The 550-nt window shown below is 36.4% G+C and carries 2 protein-coding genes; both read right to left on the bottom strand.

Annotated features, from left to right (window positions below; genetic code table 11):
- Nucleotides 1-401 (bottom strand): DUF4407 domain-containing protein (locus tag AB4Y90_RS18180; RefSeq protein ID WP_441558962.1); only part of this gene is annotated, 401 nt, incomplete at its 3' end.
- Nucleotides 377-499: a DUF4407 domain-containing protein gene (locus AB4Y90_RS18175; protein ID WP_441558961.1), complete on the bottom strand. Its 123-nt coding sequence runs from the start codon at nt 497-499 to the stop codon at nt 377-379. The genes AB4Y90_RS18175 and AB4Y90_RS18180, both read right to left, overlap by 25 nt.
- Nucleotides 500-550: the final 51 nt, after the last annotated feature.

The raw sequence follows: 550 nt of genomic DNA, 5'->3' as shown, positions 1-550 counted from the left end.
AGTTGCTTGTTGACCTCCTTTTCAAAAATTTTAAGCTCTAAAGGTTTAGAAATAATAATTCCTAAAAATGTTGCCAAAATCAATCTCGGAACAGACATCAGAAACTGGGTCCACCATGACCCTGTTTTTTTGATGGATGAAACAATGTATCGGTCAAGGTTAAAGATCATTAAACCCCAAAGAATTCCGAAACCAATCGAAGCCCAAATGTTATCGAAAATGGTATACATGGCATATGTTGCAGACAGTGTTGCAAAAACGGCGGTGAAAAGAACAATTCCACCGATGCCTGCAAACTTATTCCACTCGCTTGGTGTTTTTCGCAAAATGTGGATATTCCCGCCCGAACAAATCAAAAGGAATTTCTGAAACCAGTTTATCTTATGATTTGTTTGATATATAGTTGCTTGTTGACCTCCTTTTCAAAAATTTTAAGCTCTAAAGGTTTAGAAATAATAATTCCTAAAAATGTTGCCAAAATCAATCTCGGAACAGACATCAGAAACTGGGTCCACCATGACCCTGTTTTTTTGATGGATGAAACAATGTA

The organism is Chryseobacterium sp. 2TAF14 (genome assembly GCF_052115105.1).
Lineage (GTDB): Bacteria > Bacteroidota > Bacteroidia > Flavobacteriales > Weeksellaceae > Chryseobacterium.
The sequence above is the reverse complement of the archived record's forward strand: the minus strand, read 5'-3'. Positions and strand labels throughout refer to the sequence as shown.

What these genes read in the sequence shown, in the direction of transcription:
- AB4Y90_RS18175 (WP_441558961.1), bottom strand. Translation starts at nt 499, where the DNA reads ATGTCTGTTCCGAGATTGATTTTGGCAACATTTTTAGGAATTATTATT.